Source organism: Meridianimarinicoccus sp. MJW13 (assembly GCF_014901205.1).
Classification (GTDB): Bacteria; Pseudomonadota; Alphaproteobacteria; order Rhodobacterales; family Rhodobacteraceae; genus Meridianimarinicoccus.
Map to the genome: position 1 here is coordinate 541,959 of NZ_JACNMU010000001.1, position 25,363 is coordinate 567,321.

25 protein-coding genes and 1 riboswitch are annotated in these 25,363 nt (G+C 66.5%); of the genes, 19 read left to right on the forward strand and 6 right to left on the reverse strand.

The window, feature by feature from the left end; translation table 11 throughout:
- Nucleotides 1-134: 134 nt before the first annotated feature.
- A riboswitch (cobalamin riboswitch) is annotated at nt 135-348 on the forward strand.
- 34 nt (nt 349-382) lie between these two features.
- The 4 genes from H8B03_RS02625 (at nt 383) to cobN (ending at nt 6,444) form a co-directional block, all read left to right on the forward strand.
- The gene (locus tag H8B03_RS02625) at nt 383-1,054 is read left to right on the forward strand and encodes an energy-coupling factor ABC transporter permease (protein WP_193139976.1); all 672 of its coding nucleotides are present in this window, start codon (nt 383-385) and stop codon (nt 1,052-1,054) included.
- Between the two features lie 76 nt (nt 1,055-1,130).
- On the forward strand, nt 1,131-2,198 hold the full coding sequence (gene cobW, locus H8B03_RS02630) for a cobalamin biosynthesis protein CobW (RefSeq protein WP_193139978.1): 1,068 nt from the start codon (nt 1,131-1,133) through the stop codon (nt 2,196-2,198).
- Nucleotides 2,195-2,647 carry a GNAT family N-acetyltransferase gene (locus H8B03_RS02635; protein ID WP_193139980.1) on the forward strand — a complete coding sequence of 151 codons (453 nt, stop codon included), beginning with the start codon at nt 2,195-2,197 and terminating at the stop codon, nt 2,645-2,647. The genes cobW and H8B03_RS02635 overlap by 4 nt, the downstream gene beginning before the upstream one ends.
- Before the next feature lie 83 nt (nt 2,648-2,730).
- The gene (gene cobN, locus H8B03_RS02640; RefSeq protein WP_193139982.1) at nt 2,731-6,444 is read left to right on the forward strand and encodes a cobaltochelatase subunit CobN; all 3,714 of its coding nucleotides are present in this window, start codon (nt 2,731-2,733) and stop codon (nt 6,442-6,444) included.
- On the opposite strand, the gene H8B03_RS02645 is transcribed toward cobN, so the two are convergent.
- Both H8B03_RS02645 and H8B03_RS02650 read right to left on the reverse strand, forming a co-directional pair.
- Complete coding sequence (locus H8B03_RS02645) at nt 6,441-7,559, reverse strand: endonuclease/exonuclease/phosphatase family protein (RefSeq protein ID WP_193139984.1); 1,119 nt, start codon at nt 7,557-7,559, stop codon at nt 6,441-6,443. The two genes, cobN and H8B03_RS02645, sit on opposite strands and share 4 nt — an antisense overlap.
- Nucleotides 7,560-7,623: 64 nt before the next feature.
- Nucleotides 7,624-7,968, reverse strand: coding sequence for a hypothetical protein (locus H8B03_RS02650; protein ID WP_193139986.1), 345 nt, complete (start codon nt 7,966-7,968; stop codon nt 7,624-7,626).
- A 107-nt stretch (nt 7,969-8,075) separates the two neighbouring features.
- On the opposite strand from H8B03_RS02650, the gene H8B03_RS02655 reads away from it, so the two are divergent.
- The 7 genes from H8B03_RS02655 (at nt 8,076) to H8B03_RS02685 (ending at nt 12,600) form a co-directional block, all read left to right on the forward strand.
- On the forward strand, nt 8,076-9,290 hold the full coding sequence (locus H8B03_RS02655; protein ID WP_193139989.1) for a TsoY family (seleno)protein: 1,215 nt from the start codon (nt 8,076-8,078) through the stop codon (nt 9,288-9,290).
- 116 nt (nt 9,291-9,406) lie between these two features.
- A complete protein-coding gene (locus tag H8B03_RS02660) occupies nt 9,407-9,778 on the forward strand; it encodes a CidA/LrgA family protein (RefSeq protein ID WP_193139991.1) in 372 nt (123 codons plus the stop codon).
- Entirely contained in the window at nt 9,765-10,481 is a 717-nt protein-coding gene (locus H8B03_RS02665) for an LrgB family protein (protein WP_193139993.1), read from the forward strand. Before H8B03_RS02660 ends, H8B03_RS02665 begins: the two co-directional genes overlap by 14 nt.
- 94 nt (nt 10,482-10,575) lie before the next feature.
- Nucleotides 10,576-11,199: a cob(I)yrinic acid a,c-diamide adenosyltransferase gene (gene cobO, locus H8B03_RS02670; protein WP_193139995.1), complete on the forward strand. Its 624-nt coding sequence runs from the start codon at nt 10,576-10,578 to the stop codon at nt 11,197-11,199.
- Nucleotides 11,199-11,549 (forward strand): Lin0512 family protein, encoded by a 351-nt coding sequence (locus H8B03_RS02675; RefSeq protein ID WP_193139997.1) that lies wholly within the window; start codon nt 11,199-11,201, stop codon nt 11,547-11,549. Before cobO ends, H8B03_RS02675 begins: the two co-directional genes overlap by 1 nt.
- Nucleotides 11,546-11,893, forward strand: coding sequence for a Lin0512 family protein (locus H8B03_RS02680; protein ID WP_193140000.1), 348 nt, complete (start codon nt 11,546-11,548; stop codon nt 11,891-11,893). Before H8B03_RS02675 ends, H8B03_RS02680 begins: the two co-directional genes overlap by 4 nt.
- A complete protein-coding gene (locus tag H8B03_RS02685) occupies nt 11,890-12,600 on the forward strand; it encodes a hypothetical protein (protein ID WP_193140002.1) in 711 nt (236 codons plus the stop codon). The genes H8B03_RS02680 and H8B03_RS02685 overlap by 4 nt, the downstream gene beginning before the upstream one ends.
- Before the next feature lie 105 nt (nt 12,601-12,705).
- On the opposite strand, the gene H8B03_RS02690 is transcribed toward H8B03_RS02685, so the two are convergent.
- Nucleotides 12,706-13,749, reverse strand: a complete 1,044-nt coding sequence (locus H8B03_RS02690) for an FAD-binding oxidoreductase (RefSeq protein ID WP_193140004.1) — start codon at nt 13,747-13,749, stop codon at nt 12,706-12,708.
- Nucleotides 13,750-13,859: 110 nt separating this feature from the next.
- Between H8B03_RS02690 and mnmD the strand changes: the two genes are divergently transcribed.
- Both mnmD and H8B03_RS02700 read left to right on the forward strand, forming a co-directional pair.
- The gene (mnmD, locus tag H8B03_RS02695) at nt 13,860-14,531 is read left to right on the forward strand and encodes a tRNA (5-methylaminomethyl-2-thiouridine)(34)-methyltransferase MnmD (RefSeq protein ID WP_193140006.1); all 672 of its coding nucleotides are present in this window, start codon (nt 13,860-13,862) and stop codon (nt 14,529-14,531) included.
- Nucleotides 14,528-15,418 carry a DMT family transporter gene (locus H8B03_RS02700; RefSeq protein WP_193140008.1) on the forward strand — a complete coding sequence of 297 codons (891 nt, stop codon included), beginning with the start codon at nt 14,528-14,530 and terminating at the stop codon, nt 15,416-15,418. The genes mnmD and H8B03_RS02700 overlap by 4 nt, the downstream gene beginning before the upstream one ends.
- Before the next feature lie 57 nt (nt 15,419-15,475).
- On the opposite strand, the gene H8B03_RS02705 is transcribed toward H8B03_RS02700, so the two are convergent.
- Nucleotides 15,476-17,416 (reverse strand): lytic transglycosylase domain-containing protein, encoded by a 1,941-nt coding sequence (locus tag H8B03_RS02705; RefSeq protein ID WP_226925636.1) that lies wholly within the window; start codon nt 17,414-17,416, stop codon nt 15,476-15,478.
- A 151-nt stretch (nt 17,417-17,567) separates the two neighbouring features.
- On the opposite strand from H8B03_RS02705, the gene dapA reads away from it, so the two are divergent.
- The 5 genes from dapA to H8B03_RS02730 all read left to right on the forward strand — a co-directional run bounded on the left by dapA (nt 17,568) and on the right by H8B03_RS02730 (nt 21,040).
- The gene (gene dapA, locus H8B03_RS02710; protein WP_193140010.1) at nt 17,568-18,440 is read left to right on the forward strand and encodes a 4-hydroxy-tetrahydrodipicolinate synthase; all 873 of its coding nucleotides are present in this window, start codon (nt 17,568-17,570) and stop codon (nt 18,438-18,440) included.
- Between the two features lie 2 nt (nt 18,441-18,442).
- Nucleotides 18,443-18,937, forward strand: coding sequence for a TrmO family methyltransferase (locus H8B03_RS02715; RefSeq protein ID WP_193140011.1), 495 nt, complete (start codon nt 18,443-18,445; stop codon nt 18,935-18,937).
- Between the two features lie 45 nt (nt 18,938-18,982).
- Nucleotides 18,983-19,459 carry an SsrA-binding protein SmpB gene (gene smpB / locus H8B03_RS02720; protein WP_193140012.1) on the forward strand — a complete coding sequence of 159 codons (477 nt, stop codon included), beginning with the start codon at nt 18,983-18,985 and terminating at the stop codon, nt 19,457-19,459.
- A 106-nt stretch (nt 19,460-19,565) separates the two neighbouring features.
- A complete protein-coding gene (gene sseA / locus H8B03_RS02725) occupies nt 19,566-20,417 on the forward strand; it encodes a 3-mercaptopyruvate sulfurtransferase (protein ID WP_193140013.1) in 852 nt (283 codons plus the stop codon).
- A gap of 8 nt (nt 20,418-20,425) precedes the next feature.
- Nucleotides 20,426-21,040, forward strand: coding sequence for a pseudouridine synthase (locus tag H8B03_RS02730; protein ID WP_193140014.1), 615 nt, complete (start codon nt 20,426-20,428; stop codon nt 21,038-21,040).
- A 98-nt stretch (nt 21,041-21,138) separates the two neighbouring features.
- On the opposite strand, the gene H8B03_RS02735 is transcribed toward H8B03_RS02730, so the two are convergent.
- Both H8B03_RS02735 and H8B03_RS02740 read right to left on the reverse strand, forming a co-directional pair.
- Entirely contained in the window at nt 21,139-22,473 is a 1,335-nt protein-coding gene (locus tag H8B03_RS02735; protein ID WP_193140015.1) for an ammonium transporter, read from the reverse strand.
- A gap of 31 nt (nt 22,474-22,504) precedes the next feature.
- Nucleotides 22,505-22,843, reverse strand: coding sequence for a P-II family nitrogen regulator (locus H8B03_RS02740; protein WP_193140016.1), 339 nt, complete (start codon nt 22,841-22,843; stop codon nt 22,505-22,507).
- A 258-nt stretch (nt 22,844-23,101) separates the two neighbouring features.
- On the opposite strand from H8B03_RS02740, the gene H8B03_RS02745 reads away from it, so the two are divergent.
- Entirely contained in the window at nt 23,102-25,342 is a 2,241-nt protein-coding gene (locus H8B03_RS02745; RefSeq protein WP_193140018.1) for a transglycosylase domain-containing protein, read from the forward strand.
- The last annotated feature ends 21 nt before the right edge of the window (nt 25,343-25,363 follow it).

The window sequence follows — 25,363 nt, forward strand, 5'->3', positions numbered from 1 at the left end:
TCAACCCACGATCTGGTTTCCAATTCGCGTAAAACACCCACATATTGTTGACGGCACAGCGAAAAACCACCCCCGCCCCGGCGCAACCGCACGTGCTGGTGTCGCGAACGGACTTGACCCGCATCCCGCCATGCCGGACAAACGCCGGGTGTGGTTCCCTGACGGCGCAAAGCGCCAGGGGATCAAATGGGAATGTGGAACCGGCGACCCAATTGGGGCCGGCTGCCACAGCCGCCCCCGCGACTGTCAGCGGTGAGGGCGCGCCAAGGGCCACTGGGGCAACCCGGGAAGGCGGCGCCGCCCATCGACCCGCGAGCCAGGAGACCTGCCGCACGCAACAACAACCAAGCCGTCGGGTGGACGGTGAAGAGGGACAAGACATATGCATATCGAACCCGGAATCGTGAACGGCGCGAAGATCGCGCTCAGCTACGCAACCGCCGCCGGCGCCGCGGGCGTCACCGTGAAACTGGGCTGGGACGCCCTGCGCAGCGGTGGCCTGGCCTCGCTGGTGGCACGCTCGACCATGGCCACGGCGGCTGTTTTCTCGTTCTTCCAGCTGCTGCCGCATTTCCCGGTCGGCGTGTCGGAAGTGCACTTCATTCTGGGTTCGACCCTGTTCCTGCTGCTGGGGGCTGCACCTGCCGCGCTCGGACTGGCTCTGGGGCTGCTGCTGCAGGGGCTGTTCTTTGCCCCGCTCGACCTGCCGCAATACTTCATCAACGTGACCACGCTGCTGGTGCCGCTGTTTGCCCTGAAAGCCTTGGCCGCGCGCATCATCGCCCCCGGCACCGCCTATGTGGACCTGAAGTACAGCCAGGCGCTGGCGCTTTCGACTGCCTACCAGGGCGGCGTCGTGGCCTGGGTGGCGTTCTGGGCCTTCTACGGTCAGGGCTTCGGTGCCTTCGCTTCGGTGGCCAGCTTCGGCGCGGCCTACATGCTGGTCGTGGCAATCGAGCCGCTGGTCGATCTGGCCATTCTGGCCGGCGCGAAATCGCTGCGCGGTCTGGACCGGACCGGCCTGGTGACCCCGCGCCTCTACAACGCCGCCTGAAACAGGCACCATCGGTGACAGACCGGGCCGGGGCGACAGCTCCGGCCTTCTGCCTTCCGCACCAAGGAATTCCCCCATGCCCGCCAAGATCCCCGCAACCGTCGTCACCGGCTTTCTCGGTGCCGGAAAGACCACGCTCATCCGCCACATGCTGGCCCATGCCGAAGGCAAGCGCATCGCCCTGATCATCAATGAATTCGGCGACCTGGGTGTCGATGGCGACATCCTGAAAGGCTGCGGCGACGAGACCTGCCGCGAGGATGACATCATGGAACTGTCGAACGGCTGCATCTGCTGCACCGTGGCCGATGATTTCATCCCGACCATGGAAAAGCTGCTGGCCCGCGAAGACGCCCCCGACCACATCGTCATCGAAACCTCGGGCCTGGCGCTGCCGCAACCGTTGGTGCAGGCCTTCAACTGGCCCGAGATCCGCACCCGCGTCACCGTTGACGGGGTGGTCACCGTGGTCGATGGCAAGGCGGTCTCGGAAGGCCGGTTCGCCCATTCGGTGGCGGCCGTGGATGCCCAACGCAAGCTGGACGAGAACCTCGACCACGAAACCCCGCTGTCAGACCTGTTCGAAGACCAGATCGCCTGCGCCGACATGATCGTGGTGAACAAATCCGACCTGCTGGACGAGGCCGAGGCCGCAGCCCTGACCGGCAAGCTGAAAGCCGAGGCCCGCGCCGGGGTGCAGGTGATCCGCGCCGCCATGGGGGCGCTGCCCGTCGACGTGCTGCTGGGCCAGGGTGCGAGCGCCGAGGATGATCTGGACGCGCGCAGCGCGCCGCATCATCACCACCACGATCATGATGACGAGGATGATCACGACGATCACCACCATCACCACGACCACGACGACTTCGAAAGCTTCACCGTCACGCGCCCGGAAATCTCCGATGCCAAGGCGTTCGCCGAACAGGTGGCGCAGGTCATCCGCAGCCATGACATCCTGCGGCTGAAAGGCTTTGCCGCCGTGAGCGGCAAACCGCTGCGCCTGACCCTGCAAGCGGTGGGACCGCGCGTGGACAGCTATTTCGACCGCCCTTTCGGTGGTGAAGAGCCGCGTGAAACCCGCCTGGTGGTCATCGGCCAAAGCGGCCTTGACCGCGCCGCCATCGACGCGGCGCTGCGGGCATGACCCTGCGGGTCGTCCCCGGCACGCCGGAGGCGGCCCGTCCGTTGCTGCAAGCCAGCCACGCGCTGATGCAATCGCTGTTTCCAGCAGAGGCCAACCACTACCTGTCGCTGGACGCCCTGCGCGCGCCCGGCATCCATTTTTTCCTGGCCCAAGGCGAAACCGACACCCCGGTCGGCTGCGCCGCCCTCGCGCACTACCCCGGCTACGGCGAGGTAATATCCATGTTCGTGGCCGAAACCGCCCGCGGCACCGGCATCGGCGCAGCCCTGCTGGACGCGGTCGAGACCCGCGCCCGCGACCTTGGCCTGCCGCTCCTGCGGCTGGAGACCGGCTCGAAACTCCCTGCCGCCCACCGCCTCTATGCCCGCGCGGGCTTCCGCCCCTGTCCGCCATTTGGCGCCTATACCGACGGCCCTTACAACCTGTTCTTCGAAAAGCGCCTGGCTTGAGCCTTCTTCTTGGCCCAAATACTCCCGCCGGAGGCACCCGCCCCCGCCACGGGTGCCGCCTCCCGATCTGAAAGTCCCAGCCGATGCATCTGCTTGCCGCCACACCCGGAAATCTGGATGACGGGGTCGAACCCGTCGATCTGGGCCAGACCCCCGCCGATCTGGTGGTGCTCAGCGCCGCCGACACCGAACTGGCAGCCCTCAGCGCCGCGCGGGCGGAAAGCGCCGATGCCCCCTCCCTGCGGCTGGCCAACCTGATGCACCTGCGCCACCCAATGTCGGTGGATTTGCACATCCAGACCTGCGCCCGTCGGTCGAAACTGGTGGTGGCGCGGGTGCTGGGGGGGCTGGGCTACTGGCGCTATGGGCTGGAGCAATACGCCGCCCATCTGCACGAGGCCGGCGTCGCCTTCGCCGCCCTGCCCGGCGACGACAAGCCCGACGATGATCTGTGGCGCCTGTCCACGGTGCCCCGCGCCGATTGGGAGGCGCTCTGGTCCTATCTGGTCGAAGGCGGGCCCGCGAACGCGACCCATTTCCTGGACTACGCCCAGGCCATGATCGAAGACCGCGCGGATCGCCCCGAAGCGGCGAAACCCCTGCTGCGCGCCGGGGTCTATTGGCCCGGCGCCGGCATCTCGGACCTGGACACAGCCCGCAATACCTGGACCGAGGGCGCGCCGGTGGTGCCGGTGATCTTCTATCGGGCGCTGGTACAGGGGGCCGGGCTGCATCCGATCAACCGGCTGATCCGGTCGCTGGCGCGACGTGGACTGAACCCGCTACCGATCTTCGTCGCCTCGCTGAAGGATCCGGTCAGCGTCGCGACGCTGGAGCAATTGTTCCACGCCGCCCCGCCCGACGTGATCCTGAACGGCACGGCCTTCGCTGTGGGCAGCCCGCACACGGGAGAGGCCGCCTCGGGGGGATCGAGCCCCCTCGCCGGCCCCGCCGCGCAGGGCGCGCCGGTGTTCCAGGTGGTGCTGTCCAGCGCCAGCGAGGACAGCTGGGAACAGGGGCTTGCCGGGCTGGGAGCGCGCGACATCGCCATGAACGTGGCCCTGCCGGAAGTGGACGGGCGGGTGCTGACGCGCGCCATCAGCTTCAAGGGCGAAGCGTTTTTCGACGACGCCACCGAATGCCCCATCGCCACCTATCGCGCGCGCGGCGACCGGGTGGAATTCGTGGCCGATCTGGCCGCCAACTGGGCGCGGCTGCGCAACACGCCCCCCGCCGACCGGCAGGTGGCGCTGGTGCTCGCCAACTATCCCAACAAGGACGGACGGCTGGCCAATGGCGTCGGGCTGGACACCCCTGCGGCCACGGTGCACGCCCTGCGCCTGCTCGCCAAGGCGGGCTATGACGTGCAGGACGAACCCGGCGATTCCAACGCCCTGATGCAGGCCATCCTGAAGGGGCCGACCAATTGGCTGGCCGACCGCGCTGCACGGCACGGTGGCGAACGGCTGTCGCTGGACGCCTATCGTACCGCCTATGACGTCCTGCCGCTGGCCGTGCGGCAACGGATCGAGGAGCGTTGGGGCGCCCCCGAGACCGATCCGTTTATGGGCCCCGACGGCTTTGCCCTGTCGATTCTGCGGTTCGGCAAGGTGACCGTCGGCATCCAACCCGCGCGCGGATATAACATCGACCCGGAAGAGACCTATCACAGTCCCGACCTTGTGCCGCCGCACAACTACCTGGCGTTCTACTTCTGGCTGCGGCAGCACCAGGGTGCGCAGGCCATCGTCCATATGGGCAAGCATGGCAACCTAGAGTGGCTGCCGGGCAAGGCTCTGGCCCTGTCCGAGGACTGTCTGCCCGAGGCGGTGCTGGGACCGATGCCGCATATCTACCCATTCATCGTCAACGATCCCGGCGAGGGCACGCAAGCCAAGCGGCGCGCGCAAGCGGTGATCATCGATCACCTGACACCCCCGCTGACGCGCGCCGAAAGCTATGGCCCCCTGCGCGATCTGGAAGCGCTGGTGGACGAATACTACGAAGCGGCAGGTGTCGATCCGCGCCGCATCGACCACCTGCGCCGCGAGATCGTCTCGTTGTGTTCCGCCACCGGGCTTGGACAGGACGCGGGTATGACCGGCGAGGATGAAGATCGCGATCTGGCCAAGCTGGACGCCTGGCTGTGCGAGTTGAAAGAGGCGCAGATTCGCGACGGGCTGCACATCTTTGGAAAGGCCCCGGAGGGACGGCTGCACCGCGACCTGGTGCAGGCCTTGCTGCGCCTGCCGCGCGGCGATGGTGCCGGGAAGAACGCATCTCTGCCGCGCGCGCTGGCGGGGGATTTCGGCATGGATTTCGATCCGCTGGATTGCGACATGGCCGCGCCCTGGGACGGGCCGCGCCCCGCCGCGCTGGCCGACCTGGACGGCGCACGCTGGCGCAGCCATGGCGACACGGTGGAACGGCTGGAGTTGTTCTCGGCGGCCTTGCTGAACGGAACAGCCCAAGCCCCCGGCCCCGCCAGCGCTGCGGTTCTGGCCGAAGCGCATGAACAGGTCGCGCCCATGGTGTCAGCCTGCGGCCCGGCGGAGGGGACGGGGCTCCTCACCGCCCTGGATGGGCACTTCGTCGCCCCGGGCGCGTCGGGCGCGCCGACGCGCGGGCGGCTGGACGTGTTGCCCACGGGGCGGAATTTCTTCTCTGTGGACAGCCGCGCGGTCCCCACCCCCACTGCCTGGGCGCTGGGGTGGAAATCGGCCAACCTGTTGATCGAAAGTCATTTACAGGATCACGGCGACTGGCCGCGCAGCCTGCTGCTGACCGCCTGGGGCACCGCCAACATGCGCACCGGGGGCGATGACATCGCCCAGGCGCTGGCCCTGATGGGCGTCAAGCCGCGCTGGGACAGTGCCAACCGCCGCGTCACCGGCTTCGAGATCATCCCGCACACCGCGCTGGGGCGGCCGCGCGTGGATGTGACCCTGCGGGTGTCGGGCTTTTTCCGGGATGCCTTCCCGCAGCAGATCGACCTTGTGGACAGCGCCGCCCGCGCGGTCATGGCGCTGGACGAACCTGACGACATCAACCCCGCCGCTGTCCGCGCCCGCACGGAAGGCCCCGGGTCCGAGTTCCGGGTCTTCGGCGCCAAGCCCGGGGCCTATGGGGCCGGGCTGCAGGCGATGATCGACGAACGGCTGTGGAAGGATCCTGGCGATCTGGCCGAAGCCTATCTGACCTGGGGATCCTACGCCTATGGCAAGGGTGCCGAGGGCACCCCCGCCCGCGCCGCGCTTGAAACCCGCCTCGGCCAGACCGAGGCCATCGTGCAGAACCAGGACAACCGCGAACACGACTTGCTGGACAGCGACGACTACTACCAGTTCGAAGGTGGCGCGGCGGCGGCGGTGGCGCATCTGCAAGGGGTGCAAAGGCCGATCTATCACAACGATCATTCCCGCCCCGAACGCCCCGTCATCCGCACGCTGGACGAGGAAATCGCCCGCGTCGTGCGCTCACGCGTGGTCAATCCCAAGTGGATCGAGGGGGTGAAGCGGCACGGCTACAAGGGGGCCTTCGAGATTGCCGCGACGGTGGACTACATGTTCGCCTTTGCCGCCACCACCGGCGCGGTGAAGGGCCATCACTTTGACGCTGTCGAGGCCGCCTTCCTGGAAGATGACGCCACCCGCAGTTTCATCGGGGATCACAACGCCCCGGCCCTGCGCGAGATTGCCGACCGCTTGCAGGAGGCCATCGACCGGGGCCTCTGGGTGCCGCGGTCAAACTCGGCGCGCGCACGGATCGAGGCGTTGCGCGGCGGCGCGGCGGGCTAGCCCGCCAGCGCGTCACGCTTGTCCTTCAGGAACCTGTCGGCCTGATCGGTGACCAGCGACACCCAGATCGGAAAGTGATCGGACAACTGATTCTTGCGCCACGGATGGCGGAAATAGCGCGCCAGTGCCGCGTCATCCCCGGCCAGATCGCGCGACCCGCCGTATTGCGCGAGCATCGTCGGGCGATAGGCGCGCAGGTCGCCCTCGCGGTAGACGGCATCGAACGGGTCCAGCACGTCGCCGCGTTCCAGCCCGTCGCTGGCCTCTTCCATCTGGAAGTAGGTGTTATGGGTGAAGAACATGCGATCGTATGCCTGCGAGCGCGACACGTTGGTCCGCTTGCCCTGCAACCCCGAACACTCGCGATAGCCCGCGTCGGCCAGCGCCTGCAGCGCGGCCTGATCGTCGTCTTCATAGAGGTTCCAGTCACCCACGAGGATCAGGTTGTCGGACCAGACCTCGCGCCGCTTGGCCTTCAGGGCTTTCAGCAGCAGCCGGATTTCCTCGCCGCGCAGGGCAACGTCGTCGGCATCATCGCCGGGATGCAGATGCAGGTTGACCATGGCGAATTCCTTCCAGCCGGCGCGGAACCCGGTGACATAGGGCGCGCGTTTCAACTGGCGCAGGCCCAGCGGACTGTCGCGGGTGATCTCGTCCCACAGGGATATTTCGCCTGCCAGCCCGGACAACTGCACCCGTCCGGCGTTGAAGATATAGGCCGACCGCTCGCTGTTGCCGCTGGTGCCATCGGTGATGTCATTGACCAGATAGCGCCAGCCCGGCCCCAGCAGGCGCATCACCAGATGCAGGTCGGTCAGCGTCGACTTCACCTCCTGCACGGCGATCAGGTCAAAGGCGCCGAGGATTTCGGCAATGTAGAAATAGGCTTCCGGCAGGCGTTGGGTCGTGTGGCCGAATTCCTTGATGTTCCAGCTGGCGACCAGCAGGTTGCCTTCGGTCTTGCGCGGCGCCACCGTTGCATTCAACACCGCGCGCAGGCGCAGCAGCCCGTCGATGCAGCGGGCCCGTTCGGGAACGGTCATGCGCGGAAACACCCGTTCATAGTCGCGGTCGACGAAATCCGCGTCCGGGCGCAGGTCGTGATAGGACGGCATGGGCCTCTCCCCCGTGGCAACAGCTTAGGGGCGAGTCTAGCACGGTCCCGCCGCGAGGGGCTGGTTATTGCCGATCATCGAAGGTCCACACCGGGAGCAATCGAGCCGAGGGTGCCGCCGGACAGGCCAGCATCGCTTCGGCCAGCACCGCATCGCCATAAAGCGTGCCATCGCGCACCTTGCAGCCCGAGGCCTGTTCCATCGCCAGTTTCGACAGGGCCAGCATGTCGGATCGCGCAGCCACCGCCGGGTTGGCCCGGACAACTTCGGCACGCTGGTCGGTGTGGCGCACCACGAAGTCATGACCACCAATCGCAAGCCGCGTGGTGTCGGCCCCCATCATCGGAAGACTGGCGCTGGTGCAGCCATAGGCAAAATAGCTGACGACAAGAAGAAGAACCCGGTACATGCGCACAGCTTTGACCGATGCGGGTTAAGTGCGGGTGAAGGGGGGCTTGCAATCCATGCCGGAATCGCTATTCATATTCTTAAATACGAATATGAAAGGAACGACTCATGACCTCCCGTATCGCTCCGGCCGCCGCACAGGCCTATTCCCCGCTTTACTTCCTTGCCTCCGTGGGGGCCGGCGGCCTGACCGTCACCTTCTTCATGTGGCTGATGTTCTGGGTGCCGCATCCCGGCAAGCCGGTGCCCGTCTTCGAAGACATCATGGCCGCCTTTGCCACCGGCAGCACGGCCATGCAGGGGATGATCATCCTCGCCATGGCCGGGATCGCCGTCTTTTTCTTCCTCAACATCAAGGCGCTGGTCTGGAACCTGAGCCACCTGCGCGGCTTTGTCCGGGCCGAGGGATTCGCGGCCTTCCGGGCCTCGAACGCCGAAACCCAGATGATGGCGATGCCGCTGGCGCTGGCCATGGCGGTCAACGGTGCCTTCATCGCCGGGCTGGTCTTCGTGCCCGGATTGTGGACGATCACCGAATACCTGTTCCCGCTGGCGATGATCGCCTTCCTGGCCATCGGCTGGATGGCCTTCCGGCATCTGGGGGCCTTCCTGGGCCGGGTGATCGGCAAGGGCGGGTTTGAACACGGCGCCAACAACTCGTTCGCGCAGAAACTGCCCGCCTTCGCACTGGCGATGGTCGGCGTCGGCATGTCCGCGCCTGCCGCCATGTCGACCAATCCGCTGACCGTGGGTGTCAGTGTCGTCCTGTCGACCTTCTTCCTGGTGTCCGCCGGCGTCATCGCGGTGATCGCGCTGGTCATGGGCATTCACGCGATGATGGAGAAAGGCGTCGCCCCCGAGGCCGCCCCCACGCTGATGATCATCATTCCGATCCTGACGGTGCTGGGCATCCTGATGCTGCGGCAGGATCACGGGCTGCACACCACCTTCGAGGTTCATGGCAGCGCCGGAGAAACCCTGGTGATGCTGTCGCGCATCCTGTCGGTGCAGGTTCTGTTCGCCATCTTCGGCTTGTTCGTACTGGCGCGCATCGGCTACTGGTCGCGGTTCGTCGTCGGTCGGGCGACCTCGGCGGGCGCCTATGCGCTGGTCTGCCCCGGTGTCGGCCTGTCGGTCATGATGCACTTCTGGCTGAACAAGGGGCTGGTGGCCGCCGGTCTGGTGACCAAGTTCGGCACGGCCTACTGGGCGATCTCGGGTCTTGCCGTGGGCGTGCAACTGGCGATGGTGGCGCTGGTCTTCTACCTGAACCGCCGTCACTTCCGGGCCAGCCCGATACCGCTGGCCCAACCTGCCGAATAAAGAACCCTGACACGCAGGTCCCCGTGGGCCCGCAGCCTTCCCCGGCTGCGGGCCTTGGCTTGTGTTCCGGGCCACGGTCCTTAGTCTGGCGGGACGCCCTTTCAACAGGTTTCCCGATGATACACGCCCTGGCCATCCTCCTGTCCTGCCAACTGGCCGGCGAAGTCGCGGCGGGGGCGCTTGGCCTGCCGGTGCCCGGTCCGGTCCTGGGAATGATCTTCCTGACGATCCTGCTGTTGACCGTCCCTCAGGTTGGCAAGATCGTGCAGGATCTGGCGCAGGGGCTGCTGAACCACCTGTCGCTGCTGTTCGTGCCCGCCGGCGTCGGGGTCGTCGCGCATCTGGACCGCCTGGGTCCGGACGGCCCGGCCTTGCTGGCGGCGCTGGTGGTGTCGACCGTGGCCGGGCTGAGCGCCGGGGCGCTAGCCTTTGCGGGCATGCTGAAACTGCTGCGCAACACCGACGAGGCGCCCCGTGCCGGTAACTGACATCTGGATCTACCTGCTGGAAGGGCCGCTGGTCTGGCTGACCCTGACCATCCTCGCCTATCTGGTGGGCGACGCATTGTTCAAGGCCTCGGGCGGCAAGACCACCGTCAACCCGGTGCTGATCGCAATCATCCTGCTGTCGGGGCTGCTGCTGGCCACGGACACGCCCTATGGCACCTATTTCGTAGGCGCGCAGTTCGTGCATTTCCTGCTCGGGCCGGCCACGGTCTCGCTGGCGTTGCCGCTGTACTGGAACCGCCATCTCATCCTGCGCACCGCCCTGCCGATGGTCGCCGCCCTTCTGGCGGGATCGCTGGTATCGATGCTGACGGCACTTGGGGTTGGTTGGCTGCTGGGCCTGCAGGGGGTCTCGTTGCTGTCGCTGGGACCGAAGGCCGCCACCAGCCCCATCGCCATCGGCGTGGCCGAAAAAATCGGCGCCGCACCCTCGTTGACCGCGGCACTGGTGATCCTGACCGGCATTCTGGGCGCGGTCATCGTCACGCCACTTTTTAATGCGCTTGGGGTGAAGGATTATCGCGCGCGCGGGTTTGCCACCGGCGTCTCGGCCAGCGGCATCGGCACCGCGCGGGCGCTGCAGGTCCACCCCACCGCCGGGGCCTTCGCCGGGATCGGCATGGGCATGAACGCCGTGTTCACCGCGCTGGCCGCACCCTATATCATCGGCTGGCTGTTTGCCTGACCCGCCGCGCAACAACGGTGGTGGACGCCACCGCAGGCGCGGGTATTCTGCCCCGCGACACCCGGCTTGCCCAACACCCTGACCCGAGGATCCCATGACCGATACGCCCCCGAAGGACGATCTGGCCCGCCACGCCGCCAAGATGGCCAAGAAGAAGGCTGCCCGTGACAAGATCATGGCCACCAAGTCGGACCAGAAGGGGCTGATCATCGTCCACACCGGCAAGGGCAAGGGCAAAAGCTCGGCCGCCTTCGGGATGATCTTCCGCTGCATCGCCCACCAGATGCCCTGCGCCGTGGTGCAGTTCATCAAGGGCGGCATGTCCACCGGCGAGCGGGACCTGATCCTGTCGAAGTTCCAGGACATCTGCCAGTTCCACACCATGGGCGAGGGCTTCACCTGGGAAACCCAGGACAAGGCCCGCGACATGGAAATGGCGCAAGCCGCCTGGGAAAAGGCCAAGGAGCTGATCCGCGATCCGGCCAACAAGATGGTGCTGCTGGACGAGATCAACATCGCCCTGCGCTATGACTATCTGAATGTCGAGGAAGTCGTGACCTTCCTGCAATCCGAAAAGCCCGAGATGACCCATGTGGTCCTGACCGGCCGCAACGCCAAGGAGCCGCTGATCGAGGCCGCCGATCTGGTCACCGAGATGGAACTGGTCAAGCACCCGTTCCGCGCCGGGATCAAGGCGCAGATCGGAGTGGAATACTGATGCCCCGACAACGCTTGCTGACCGAATACGGCATGGGAACCTCGCTGCGCCGTCAGGACTATACCGAGGCCGCCGTCCGCGCCCTGCGCAATGCGCTGTGGCACAATTCGATCAACCTGGCCGAGCTTCTGGGCCGCCCCAAGGATGACATGCTGATCGACGTGGAGATCGGCGTGCAAGCGCCCGAGGCGGTGGACAAGACCGCGCTGATGGCCGTGTTTCCCTATGGCCAGCCGACCGTGACGGTCACGCTGGGCGGGCTGGACATTCCGCGCAACGATGGCGGCAAACCCACCGTTATCGCCAATGCGGCCATTTCCGTTTCCTTTGACATGGCAGACAACGCATGACCGACCAGCGCGTGATCATCAAGATGGGCATGGGCGTCGGCGAAAGCATCGACGCGGCCGTGGCCCACGGCCTTCTGGATGCCGAAAGCCACTCCACCCTGCATTTCCTGGACAAGCTGCCCGAGGCGCGGCACCGCGCGCGCATCAAGGTTTCGCTGGGTGTCAGCGATTCTGCGCAAGTCGATGCAACGGCGGTTGCTGCGCAGTTCTCGCCGGTATCCACCCAGGTCGTCGTGGCCGAAGGCGGGCTGACCAGCACCGATCCAGACACCGGCAGCACCGTTCAGGTTGCGGCTGTCGCGGTCGAGGTTTTCCTGCCTCTCATGGTTCCCACCTCCCGGTGAGGCGCATCTCGGCCTTTGCGGCAGGGCTGGCCCTTGCCGCCTGCCCCGCTGCGGCAGAGCGTTGGACGGGCCGTATCGCGACCTACTACTGGAAGACCGGTTTGGCGCTGGACAGCACCCTGCAAGGCGCGCCGGTCGAGGACTACGAAGGCCCGTTCTCGGAAATCGGCTGGTACGCCCTGCCCCTGGTGGGCGAGCTGCGCAAGGGCCGTCACAGCCTTTGGGCTGAATACATCGGCGTCAGCATCTCGGACCAGGCCGGTCCCTATTTCGGCATTCTGGATCCGGACATGCGCCTCTATGGCAACATGGCCGCGCTGTCCTACGGCTATGCGTTTCACGACAGCCCGACCAAGCGGGCCGAGCTTGTTGCCGGTGCCCGGTACTGGAACGTCAATTTCGACATTGAACTTGGGTCGGCGGGGCAAGTGCGGACTTCAGAGCGCGACACGGTGCCCTTTGTCGGGGTCTACGGCGAAGCGGCGCTGTCCGATCGCTGGCAACTCGCCGGTACACTCACGGCCGGCGGCTACAGCGCGGGCGTGATCGAAACCCAGTTCGATCTGCGCGTTGACGCCCGCTACCGACTGCGCGGCGGGGTCTGGGCAACAGCAGGCTATCGCCACCTGCAAGTGGGGTTCGACGACCCCGAACTGTCGGAACTGCGCATCTTCGGTCCCACTCTCGGACTGGAATGGCATTTCTAGGCGCACCCGCAGTCGGGCCCCAACCGGGGCGCGACTGCCCGGCCCAACGCCGGGCAAGGGCATGGCCCGCCGCCGCGGGGGCGGGAGCTTCCCCAGCCCCCGGTCCTACAGGTTGTCCGACACCCGGAACCCCTCGGGGATCGCATCCACGCCGTCCAGGATCAGATCGGCCATGACCTGCCCGACCTTCGGCGCCACGCCGAAGCCGATCTTGAAGCCGCCGTTGGCGATGAAGGTCGCCGGGCGGCGCGGATGCGCGCCCAGCATCGGCGCCCGGCTGCGCGCCCGTGGCCGGACCCCGGCCCAGCGAGACAGAACCGGCGCGTCCGCCAGCGCCGGACAGACCTGAACAGCCGTTTCCAGCACCGCGTCCAGTTGCGCATCCGTGGCGGTGGCCGCGTCGAACGCACGCTCGCTGGTCGAACCTACTGCCACCGTCCCGTCGCCATGCGGCACGATATGTACGCCTTCAGCGAAAATCTGCGGCGCCCCGGCGCGATCCAGGTCCAGCAGCGCCCCTTGCCCCTTCACCCCGCTGCCTACCGGGACCCCCAGTTCCTTGGCCAGCTCCAGCAGGCCAGTGTAACCGGTGGCCAGAACCGTCACGTCCTGCCCCGCCGGGGCCGAGTCCGTGATTTCACCGCCCAGCGCCACGATCGCCGCCGCCAGCGCCGCACAGCCCTGACGGGGATGCAGACGCGCGCTCAGCGTGTCGCGGATCAACAGCCCGGTCTCGGACACCGGTGCCCAATCGCCGACCAGATCCGCCTCGATCACTTCCCAGACCGCCTTGCCCTGCCACAACGCGTCTGCCGTTTCCTGCCGCGCCCTGGCCAGAGACACCGCGCGGTCATCGGCCAGGGGCTGCAACCGCCCGACACGGCCATAGCCCGGATCGCGCCCGCTCAACCGCGCCACGTCTTGCCAGAACGGCGCCGCCATCATCAGACTTTCGAACTGAAAGGCCTTCTTGGGGTTCCAGTTCTCGGGCGTATGCGGCGACAGCGCGCCGACCACACCGCCACTGGCCCCGGCGCCGACCCCGCCAGGATCGACCACGATCACCCGCGCGCCCTTCTTCAGACAGAAATACGCCACCGAAAGCCCGAAGATCCCGGCCCCGTGAATGGTGATACTGGCAGAAGTCATCGGCACGCCCTTCACGATTTCGGTCCCGCGAAATTGACATTGCCGGCAAAATGGCCATGGAGGACGGGACAGCACCGGGCTGTTACTCCAACCCAAGAACGGACACCAGCATGAAGGCGCCGCCGGCCGATCTCGAATGGAAACCCGATGGCGTTCCGGTCTCCCGGCACTTCGACGATCCGTATTTCTCGCTGGACAACGGACTGGCTGAAACCCGCCACGTGTTTCTGGCGGGCAACGATCTGCCCGCCCGCTTCCGGCCCGGCTTTCACATCGCCGAACTGGGTTTCGGCACCGGGCTTAACCTGCTGGCGGCACTGCTTGCCTGGCAGGACAGCGGCACGCCCGGCCCGCTGCGCTACACCGGGTTCGAGGCCTACCCGATGACCGCCCCGGACCTCGACCGCGCCCTGCGGCGATTCCCCGAGGCCCATGCCGTGGCCGCTCCGCTGCTCGACGCCTGGTCGCGCGGCGAAACCTGCGTCCAGACCCCGGTCCTGCAGGCCGAGATCGTCATCGGCGACGCCCGCGCCACCTTGCCGGACTGGTCCGGACAGGCCGACGCCTGGTTCCTCGACGGTTTTGCCCCGGCCCGCAATCCACAGCTTTGGGAGGCCGACCTGATGGCACAAGTCGCCCGCCACACCGCACCGCACGGCACCTGCGCCACCTATACGGCAGCGGGCTTCGTGCGCCGCAATCTGGTCGAGGCCGGTTTTGCCGTCACCCGCACGGCAGGCTATGGCCGCAAACGCCACATGACCCAGGGGCAAATGCCATGATCCCCAACGTCGAAACCTCGGTCACGCAACAGGACAACCGCCTCGGCATCCTGCTGATGATTGCAACCACGCTGGTGTTCTCGATCCAGGACGTGCTGACGCGGCATCTGGCGGAAAACTACAGCCCGCTGATGGTGGTGATGATCCGCTACTGGGCGTTCGGCCTGTTCGTGATCGTCCTTGCCACCCGCGCGCCCGGCGGGCTGCGCGGCGCCGCCCGCACCTCGCAACCGGTACTCCAGATCCTGCGCGGGCTGCTTCTGGCCGCCGAAATCGTGATCATGGCGCTGGCCTTCGTCCGTCTCGGGCTGGTGGAAACCCATGCGGCTTTCACCGCCTACCCGTTAATCGTCGCCGCGCTCTCGGGCCCGGTGCTGGGCGAAAAGGTCGGCTGGCGCCGCTGGTCGGCCATCGCCGCCGGTTTTGTCGGCATTCTCATCATCCTGCAACCGGGGCGCGGCGCCCTGCAACCGGCCGCCGTGATCCCGCTCGTCGCCGCCGCAACCTTTGCCACCTACGCGCTGCTCACCCGCTACGCGTCGCGCAAGGACAGCGCCCGCACCTGCTTTTTCTGGACCGGGGTGTCGGGTGCCGTCGCCATGACCGGCATCGGCCTGTGGGTCTGGGAACCGATGGCTCCCGACGACTGGATCTGGATGGCCGCCCTCAGTCTCTCGGGTCTGCTGGGGCACTGGCTTTTGATCCGCAGTTATGCCGTGGCCGAGGCCAGCGCGGTCCAGCCCTTCGCCTACATGCAACTGCCCTTCGCGGCGATCCTGGGCATGGTGCTCTTCAACGAAGCCCTGCGCCCCAACGTCGCCACCGGGGCGGCCATCATCGTCACCGCCGGCGTCTTCACCCTGTGGCGGGAACGGCAAACGCGCTGATCCCGCCCATTCTTCTTGGCGAAAATACTCCCGCCGGAGGCACCCACCCCATACGCCCTAGCGCCGCTTGAGATCCTGCGACAGGGTCAACTGCTGCGGCCGGCCCGTCAGTTGCGCGCGATAGGGCAGCAGCGATTCGGTCACCCGCATCACGTAGTTCCGGGTCTCGGTGAAGGGGATGTGTTCGACCCAATCCACCGCATCCACCTGCGATGACCGGGGATCGCCATAGCGCTCGATCCATTGCGGCGGCCGCGCCGGACCGGCGTTGTACCCCACTGCCACCAGCGCATCATTGACCCCGAAGCGGCCTTTCAGCTTCGACAGATAGGCCGTCCCCAACCGCGCGTTGTAGGACGGATCCGACGTCAGCCGTCCCAGCGAATAGGGCAGCCCGACCTCGGCGGCGGTGTCCTTGGCGGTGCCGGGCATCACCTGCATCAACCCGCGCGCACCGGCCGGACTGATGACCACCGGGTTGAACTCGCTTTCACGCCGGGCAATGGCCAGCGCCAGTTCCGGCTCCACCCCCGGTCGCCCGGCGACCGAGATCGTAAACATCGGGAAATAGGCCCGGTTCAGTGTGTGCCCCTCTGCCGCCGCCCGCTTGGCGATGCGCAACTGGTAATAGGGCTCGCCCAATTCCTCGGTCAGCGACAACAGCTCGCCGATCTGGCCGCGGTTCAGGCTTTCGGCCAGATGCGCAAAGAACCGGCCCGACACCGCCAGTTCGCCCGCCTGATCCAGCGCCACCCCGGCAAGGTAGACCGAATTCTGACGCAGCGGAGAGTTTCGCCGCACCGGGTACTTGGTCTGCCCCAGAAGCCCCGGATCCATGGCCAGCCCGGCCTTTTCGGCGGCCAACTGGCCATAGAAGGTGCCCTGGAACTCGCCGCCGAACTCATACGCCGCCTGCGCCGAGGCCTTGTCTCCCATGGCCTCGAAAGCCCGGCCTTCCCAGTATCCGGCGCGGCCCAGGCTGATCGGGCTTTGCACCGCCAGCCGGAAACGCTGGAAATGGTCCAGCGCGGCGCCCGGAGTGTCCAGTTTGCGCAACGCCAGAAATCCCGACAACCATTCCAGATCAGCAAAGTCCGAGCCTTCGGTCAGGTGATGTTGCGAGACCAGCAGATAGGCCTCGCGGGCCTGCCCGTTGCGCATCAACTGGCGCCCCAGAGCCCGCCGCCGCTTGGCCCATTTCTCGGGCTTGCCCAGGCTTTCGACGCTGCCCGACCGTTGCAGCACCAGTTCCAGCGCCCGCTCTTCGTGACCGTTGCGGAACCGCCATTCGGCGCGCTCGTAGGCCAGCCCCGGATCGTCCTGCAATTCCAGCGGCACCCGGTCGATCAGGCTGTTGACCCCGTCGGCGTCCCGCCGCAACCCGGCGCGGGCATCGTGCAGACGGCGCCAGCCCTCGGGCACGCGCGGGCGCATCCGCGCGGCTTCGGTCAGCCAGCCGTTCCACAACAGCATGTCCATACGGGCGACGTGGTGATCGGCCAGCACCTGGCCATAGCGGGCCAGCATCGTGCTTTCCTCACCCGCCGTCAGGCGCAGCACCCGCCACGCCCGAATCGCTTCGGCCCCGGCCACATCGCCGCGTCCCAGCGCATCCAGGGCCGCCGACAGCCGCTGCGAACCGACGCCGGTCTGCGGCAGTTGATCGCCGAAATAGCGCAGCACCGCTTCGGGGTCGGCATTTGCGGGGATCGTGGTCTCGCCCCGCCGCAGCAACAGCGGCAGGCCCGGCCAGTCGCCATAGGTCTCGCGGAAGGCAAGGTAGTCTCGGAAGTCACCGTCGCGACCGCGCAGCCGATACCATTCGACCACCGCCTGCACGGCGGGGCTGTCATTGCGCACCGCGGCCCGCGCGCCGGCCCAGTCGCTGGCGCGCACCTCGGCCATGGCCGCGGTCAGATCCGCCTGCGCCGGCACGATGCCCAGCATCAGCACCAGCATTCCCGACAAGATCCCGTTTCGCACGGCGCCATCGACCATCACACATCCTTTCGATCCCTGTCCGCGGCACGGTAGCCACAGGCGACCGGGGCGCAACTCAAAATCTTGGCAATTGCCCAAACCCCCGCTAGGGTCCGCGCGCAATCCGCCGGGGACACATCGCCCCCGGCCTGAATCATAGGAGCGTGTCATGATCAAAGGGTCCCTTCCAGCCCTGGTAACCCCGTTCAAGGACGGTGCGGTGGATCTGGAGACGCTCAAGAAACTGGTGAACTGGCAGATCGAGCAGGGCTCGCACGGGCTGGTGCCGGTGGGCACCACCGGGGAAAGCCCCACGGTCAGCCACGAAGAGCATCGCCTGATCGTCGAAACCGTGATCGAAGCCGCCGCCGGGCGGGTGCCGGTTGTGGCAGGCGCGGGCTCGAACTCCACCGCCGAGGCGATCAGCCTTGTCCAGCACGCCGAAAAGGCGGGCGCGGCGGCGGCTTTGGTGGTGACGCCCTACTACAACAAGCCGACACAGGCCGGGCTGATCGCGCATTTCACCGCACTGAATGATGCCAGCACCCTGCCGATCGTCATCTACAATATTCCCGGCCGGTCGGTGGTGGACATGTCACCTGCCACCATGGGCGAACTGGCGAAACTGCCGCGCATCGTCGGTGTCAAGGATGCCACCGGCGATCTGGCCCGCGTCAGCCAGCAGCGCGCCACCTGCGGCACCGGCTTTCTGCAACTGTCGGGCGAAGATGCCACGGCGCTAGGCTTCAATGCCCATGGCGGCGTTGGCTGCATCTCGGTCACTGCCAACGTGGCCCCGGCCATGTGCGCCCAGTTCCAGGAGGCCACGCTGAACGGCGATTACGCCGCCGCGCTGGCGATCCAGGATCGGCTGATGCCCCTGCATCAGGCGATCTTTCTTGAACCCGGCCTGTCGGGGGCGAAATACGCCCTGTCGAAACTGGGCCTGTGCGGGGAAGAGGTGCGCCTGCCGCTGCTGCCGGTCACCCAGCCGGTCCGCGACGCCATTGATGCCGCCCTGGCCCACGCCGGGCTGGTCTGAGCATGGCAAACCCGGTCCGCCCCGGCGAAAAGACCCTCGACTTCGATCCGGGCGACCGGGTCGAAGCCGGCCTGACCTTCATCGGGCGCATCCGCACACCGTGGTCGCGCGGCAATTGCCCCAAGAACATCCGGATGGCGCGCGACAGCGGCGAGCCGGCCCATATCGAGATGGACCCGGCCTATCTGGACGGTCTGACCGGTCTGGAACCGGGCCGCGCGCTGATCCTGATCTACTGGATGGACCGGGCCCGGCGCGACCTGATCCTGCAAAACCCCGGCCATGTGGACAGTCCGCGCGGCACCTTCGCCATCCGCTCGCCGAACCGGCCCAACACGCTGGCGCTGTCGACCGTGGTGCTGACCGGCATCGATCCCGCCACCGGGCGGCTGGACATTGACGCCATCGATTGTTTCGACGGGACCCCGCTGGTCGATCTGCGCCCCTGGCTGCCCACCATCGACGTGCCGCCCGCGCTTCAGGACAAGCTGGGCTGATCGGCGCTTGGCGCGCGCCGTCAAAGCGCCTATATCCCCACGACCATGGCCAAAGATAAAACCAACCCCAACTACAAGGTGATCGCCGAGAACCGGCGGGCCCGTTATGATTACGCCATCGAGGATGACCTCGAATGCGGGATCGTGCTGCAGGGCTCCGAGGTGAAATCCCTGCGCCAGGGCGGCGCCAATATCGCCGACAGCTATGCCGCCGTCGAAAACGGCGAACTGTGGCTGGTCAACGGCTATATCGCGCCCTACGCGCAGGCCAAGACCTGGGGCCATGAAGAACGCCGCCGCCGCAAGCTGCTGGTCAACAAGCGCGAGATGTCGCGGCTGTGGTCAGCCACCCAGCGCGAGGGCATGACCCTTGTGCCGCTGGTGCTGTACTTCAATCACAAGGGCTTCGTGAAGCTGAAGATCGGCATCGCCAAGGGCAAGAAAACACACGACAAACGGGCCACCGAGGCCAAACGCGACTGGCAACGCCAGAAACAGCGCCTGTTGCGCCACGACACCTGACCCGCCCGCCGCGACGGGCCAGTTGACGCAACGGCGCGGGCACGGGCTTGCGCCCCGCACAAGGGCCGTCTAGCAATAAGTTTACACCGGTAACCGAGAGCCTTTCATGCCGAATTCTGATCCCAAGACCCTCGTTTCGACCGACTGGTTGGCATCCCACCTGCGCGACCCGGACCTGCGGATTCTGGACGCCTCGTGGTACATGCCCGCCGAGAATCGCGACCCGCGCGCCGAATACGAGGCCGGCCACATCCCCAGTGCGCGATTCTTCGACATCGAAGAGATCTCGGATCAACGCTCGGACCTGCCGCACATGGCGCCGCCGGTGGAAAAATTCATGTCCCGCCTGCGCAAGATGGGCGTCGGCGACGGCCATCAGGTGGTGATCTATGACGGGGCCGGCCTGTTCTCGGCCGCCCGAGTCTGGTGGCTGTTCCGCCTGATGGGCAAGACAGACGTCGCGGTTCTGGACGGCGGCCTGCCCAAGTGGATCGCCGAAGGGCGCGAGTTGGAAGACCTGCCGCCAATGATCCGCGATCGTCACATGACCGTGCGCCGCCAGGCCGGTCTGATCCGCGATGTCACACAGGTGGCGGCGGCTTCGAAACTGGGCGATCACGAGATCATCGACGCGCGGTCCCCGGACCGTTTCGCCGGACAGGTGGACGAACCCCGCCCCGGCCTGCGCGCGGGCCATATTCCGGGGTCCAAGAACCTGCCCTTCGGAACCCTGCTGAACGCCGATGGCACCATGAAGGATGCCGCCGGTTTGAAAGCCGCGTTCGAAGCCGCCGGGATCGACCTGTCGAAACCGGCGATCACCTCGTGCGGGTCCGGCATCACCGCCTCGGTCCTGAACCTGGCGATGGAGCGGCTGGGGAAATCGGATCATTCGCTCTATGACGGCTCCTGGGCCGAATGGGGCATGTATGGCGACCTGGAGGTCGGCACCGCCTGAGCGCGGCCATGGCCCGGTTGATTCTGTTCAACAAGCCCTTCGGGGTTCTGTCGCAATTCACCGACACCGGCAGCGGCGACAGTCCCCGGCAAACCCTCTCCGACCACATCGACCTGCCTGGCGTCTATGCCGCCGGACGGCTGGATCGTGACAGCGAAGGCTTGCTGCTGCTGACCGATGACGGCGGCCTGCAGGCGCAGATCGCCCATCCCAGGCACAAGATGCCCAAAACCTATCTGGTGCAGGTCGAGGGCGCCCCCGACCCCGCAGCCATCGCGGCCCTGTGCGAAGGCGTGGACCTGAAAGACGGCCCCACCTTGCCCGCGCAGGCCCGGCGTATCGCGCCCCCGTCGAACCTGTGGGAGCGGGATCCGCCGATCCGGGTCCGCAAATCCGTGCCCGACAGCTGGATCGAACTGATCATCCGCGAAGGCCGCAATCGGCAAGTGCGCCGGATGACCGCCGCCGTGGGCCACCCCACCCTGCGGCTGATCCGCTGGAAAATCGGAGACTGGTCGCTGGACGGGCTGGCACCGGGTCAATGGCGCGAACTTCAGGTGGCAGCCCCGGCACGCAAACCCGGCCCCAAACCGCCCCGCGCCCGCAAGCCGCGCCGCCGCTGATCCCGGCAGCCACCGGCACCGTTTCCTGAATAGTCACCGACATGAAAAATCCGGGCGCCGCAGCGCCCGGATCAAACCTCGGGTTCGGATGTGGGCGATCAGCCCTTGCCGAATTCCGGATAGGCTTCCATGCCCAGCTCCGCCATGTCGAGACCGTTGATCTCTTCTTCTTCGCTGACGCGGATGCCCATGACAGCCGCCAGGATGAACCAGACCACGGCCGAGGCGACCACGGTGAAGATGCCGATGGTGGCGATGCCGTAAAGCTGGGTGCCCAGGGCTGCGTCACCGTTCGACAGAACCACGGCCAGGGTGCCCCAGATGCCGCAGATCAGGTGCACCGGGATCGCACCGACCACGTCGTCGATCTTCAGCCTGTCCAGCATCGGAACCGTGAAGACCACGATCACGCCACCGACGGCACCGATGATGGTGGCCAGCCCCAGCGTGGGTGCCAGCGGCTCGGCGGTGATCGACACGAGGCCGGCCAGCGCCCCGTTCAGCACCATGGTGAGGTCCGGCTTGCGGAACATCATCTGCGAGGCGATCATCGCGGCCACGGCGCCACCGGCTGCGGCGGCGTTGGTGTTCGAAAAGATCCGCGAAATGTCCGCGACGTCTCCGATCGAGCCCATGGCCAGCTGCGAGCCGCCATTGAAGCCGAACCAGCCCAGCCACAGGATGAACGTGCCCAGCGTGGCCAGCGGCAGGTTCGACCCCGGCATCGGATGCACGGCGCCGTCCTTGTACTTGCCGATGCGCGGCCCCAGGATCAAGGCCCCGGTCAGGGCGGCCCAGCCACCCACCGAGTGCACGATCGACGAACCCGCGAAGTCCGAGAAACCTGCTTCCGACAGGAAGCCGCCGCCCCAGCTCCACGATGCCTGCAGCGGGTAGATGACCGAAGTCAGCACAATGGTGAAGATCAGGAACGGCCACAGCTTGATGCGCTCGGCCACGGCCCCCGACACGATCGAGGCTGTCGCGGCGCAGAACATCAGCTGGAAGAAGAAGTCCGACCCGGTCGCGGCATAGGAATAGTCGTCTGCAGTTTCGGCGGTCACGCCCACTGCTTCCAGGACACCCACCGACGGGAACAGGCCCGAAAGGATGCCTTCGATGGCCCAATCCCCCAGCGGGTACATCAGGTTATAGCCGATCAGGTAGTAGAAGATCGACGCCAGCGAGAACAGCACGACATTCTTGGTCAGCTGCATGGTCACGTTCTTGCCGCGCACCAGGCCGGCTTCCAGCATGCAGAACCCTGCTGCCATGAAGAACACCATGAAGCCGCCGATCAGGAACAACAGCGAGTTGAGGATAAAGACGGTGTCCGTCGGCACGGCAGTGGGCACGTCGGCCTCCTGCGCGAAGCCGAGGACCGGCATCGCCGCCGCAGCCGCGGCCAGCATGAGAGTGTTGGTCAGTTTCATTTCAAGGATTCCCCTTTACGGTCGCGCTGGCTTAGAGGGCGTCTTCATTGGTTTCGCCCGTGCGGACGCGAACGGCCTGGGCCACGTCGAGGACGAAAATCTTGCCGTCGCCGATCTTGTCGGTCCTGGCTGTGGATTGGATGGTGTCGACCACCTGGTCTGCCATCGCCGCGCTGACGACGATTTCCAGCTTGACCTTCGGCACGAAGTTCACGGCGTATTCAGCCCCCCGGTAGATCTCGGTGTGGCCGGACTGCGACCCGAAGCCCTTGATCTCGTTCACCATCATGCCGCGGACGCCGATCGAGGTCAGAGCTTCGCGAACCTCCTCCAGCTTGAACGGCTTGATTGCTGCAATGATCAGTTTCACGTTCTTTCCCTTCCTTGCAGCGGGCCTGGCCCGCCAGAATTCACACAGGCACTGACGCCGCAAAACACGGGCGGCCTCAAGAAAACCGGCCTTGGAAATGCGGCAGCACGGCCGACAAACGCCCAAATTTTGCACAATTTGTGCGCTATGATGAAATTTTGGGCATCCGAGAATCTTGCGCAACACGGGGAACGGGTCCACATGACCGTCAAACCGAGGTACACTGCGGCAAGGCAGAACCCCCAAGAAGGGCGCAAGATGAGCAGATCCCAGAAATCCCCGCGCATTCTGCGGGCCGATCAGCGCTATGCGGGCACCACCGCCAAGAAACGCCCGACACCGGCGAAAAAAGGCAAGGCGGCGCCCGCGAAGCGGCGCAAGGCGAAACCGGCGGCGCGCAAGCAACGCCGGGGCGGTCGCGGCGGCGGCGGCGGTATCATCGGATTCTTCCGGCGTATCATCAGCTGGATCCTGCGCCTGTTCTGGCGCATCGGCTGGCGGTTCGGGCTGGTCATGGGGCTGATTCTGGCGCTGGCCGTGGGGTCGATCTATGCCACGCTGCCCGATGCCTCGGAAATGGTCGATGGCCGTGCGCGCGGGTCGGTCACCATGATGGACCGCTACGGCGAGGTCTACGCATGGCGCGGTGACCAGTTCGGCGGTGTCATCACCGCCGACACCGTGTCACCGCATCTGAAACATTCGATCATCGCCACCGAGGATCGCCGGTTCTACCGCCATTTCGGGGTCAGCCCGCGCGGCGTGGCCGGTGCCATCGCCATCAACCTGCGCGAAGGGCGCGGCGCGCTTGAGGGGCACGGCGGCTCGACCATCACCCAGCAGACCGCCAAGCTGTTGTGTCTTGGCCGGCCCTACAAGCCCGACGAATGGAAGAACGACGAAGCCGCCTATGAGGCCGACTGCCGCCGCAGCTCGATGGGTCGCAAGATCCGCGAGGCGCTGTACGCGATGGCGCTGGAAGCGCGCTATACCAAGGACGAAATCCTCACGATCTATATGAACCGGGCCTACCTGGGTGCCGGGGCGCGCGGTTTCCAGGCCGCCAGCCAGCGCTATTTCGGCAAATCCGCTGCCGAGGTGAACCCGGCCGAGGCCGCGATGCTGGCCGGTCTGCTGAAAGCGCCCACGCGCTATGCGCCGACCGCCGACCTGCAGCGGTCGCAGGATCGGGCCAACATCATCATCGGCCTGATGGAGGAAGAAGACTATCTGACCGCGACCGAGGCCGCGCTGGCCGTCGCCAATCCCGCCACCCTGTCCGAGGCCGCCGAGGCCCGCGCGGGCGGCTATTTCGCGGACTGGGTGATGGAAAGCACGCCGTCCTTCCTCAGCTCGCAAACCACCGAAGATGTGTTGATCCGCACCACCTTCGATGCGCGCCTGCAACGGGCCGCGGAAGAGGCGCTGCAATGGGTGTTCGAAAACAAGGTCCGCGAAGGCTCCAAGGCGCAGGCGGCCATCGTGGTGATGGATGCCGACGGCGCCGTGCGCGCCATGGTCGGCGGCCGCAAGACCAAGGTTTCGGGCGCCTTCAACCGCGCGACGCAGGCGCTGCGCCAGACCGGATCGGCGTTCAAGCCCTTCGTCTATGCCGCGGCCCTTGACTGGGGCTTCACCCCCAACGCGCAGGTGGTGGATGAACCGCTGACCATCAACGTGCCCGGGTCCGGCGCATGGTCCCCCAAGAACTATGATCGCAAGTATCATGGCAAGGTGACGCTGACGCAGGCGCTGGCACACAGCTACAACATCCCCGCCGTGAAGGTGTCCGAGGAAATGGGCCGCGAGAACGTGCGCCGCATCGCCGCCGATTTCGGCCTGAGCAGCGATCTGGCCGCCGGTCCGGCGCTGGCCCTGGGCGTGTCCGAGGCGACGCTGCTGCAAATGACGGCGGCCTATTCGGGCATCCTGAACGGCGGCTCGTCGGTGACGCCCTACGGGCTGACCGAATTGCGCCTGCTGGGCGACAGCCAGCCATTGTTCGGGCAGGAAGGCGGCATCGGCGAGCGGGTGATCGCGCCACAAGCCGCGCGGCAGCTTGTCTACATGATGAACCAGGTCATCGAAAACGGGACCGGCCAGCGCGCCAAGCTGGGCGATCGTCCGGCGGCGGGCAAGACCGGCACCACGCAGGCCGCGCGGGATGCGTGGTTCATCGGCTTCACCGGCGACTACGTGGCCGGTGTCTGGATGGGCTACGACGACAACACGCCGCTCAGCGGTGTCACCGGCGGCGGGCTTCCGGCCGAAATCTGGCGCGAGACCATGGTGAGGGTGCACGAAGGCGTGCCAATCTCGCAACTGCCGATGGAGATCCCCGCCGGCGTTCGCCCCGGCCAGATGGCCGGCGACAGCGGCAGCAGCCCGACCAAGAACGTGGGACAGTCGGCGCAGGGTCTGAGCAACAATGTCGACAACGCCGTGCGCAACACCGAACGCGCCATCAACAACGTGCTGCGATCGATCTTCGGCGGCTAGATCGCGAAATCACGACAGAAA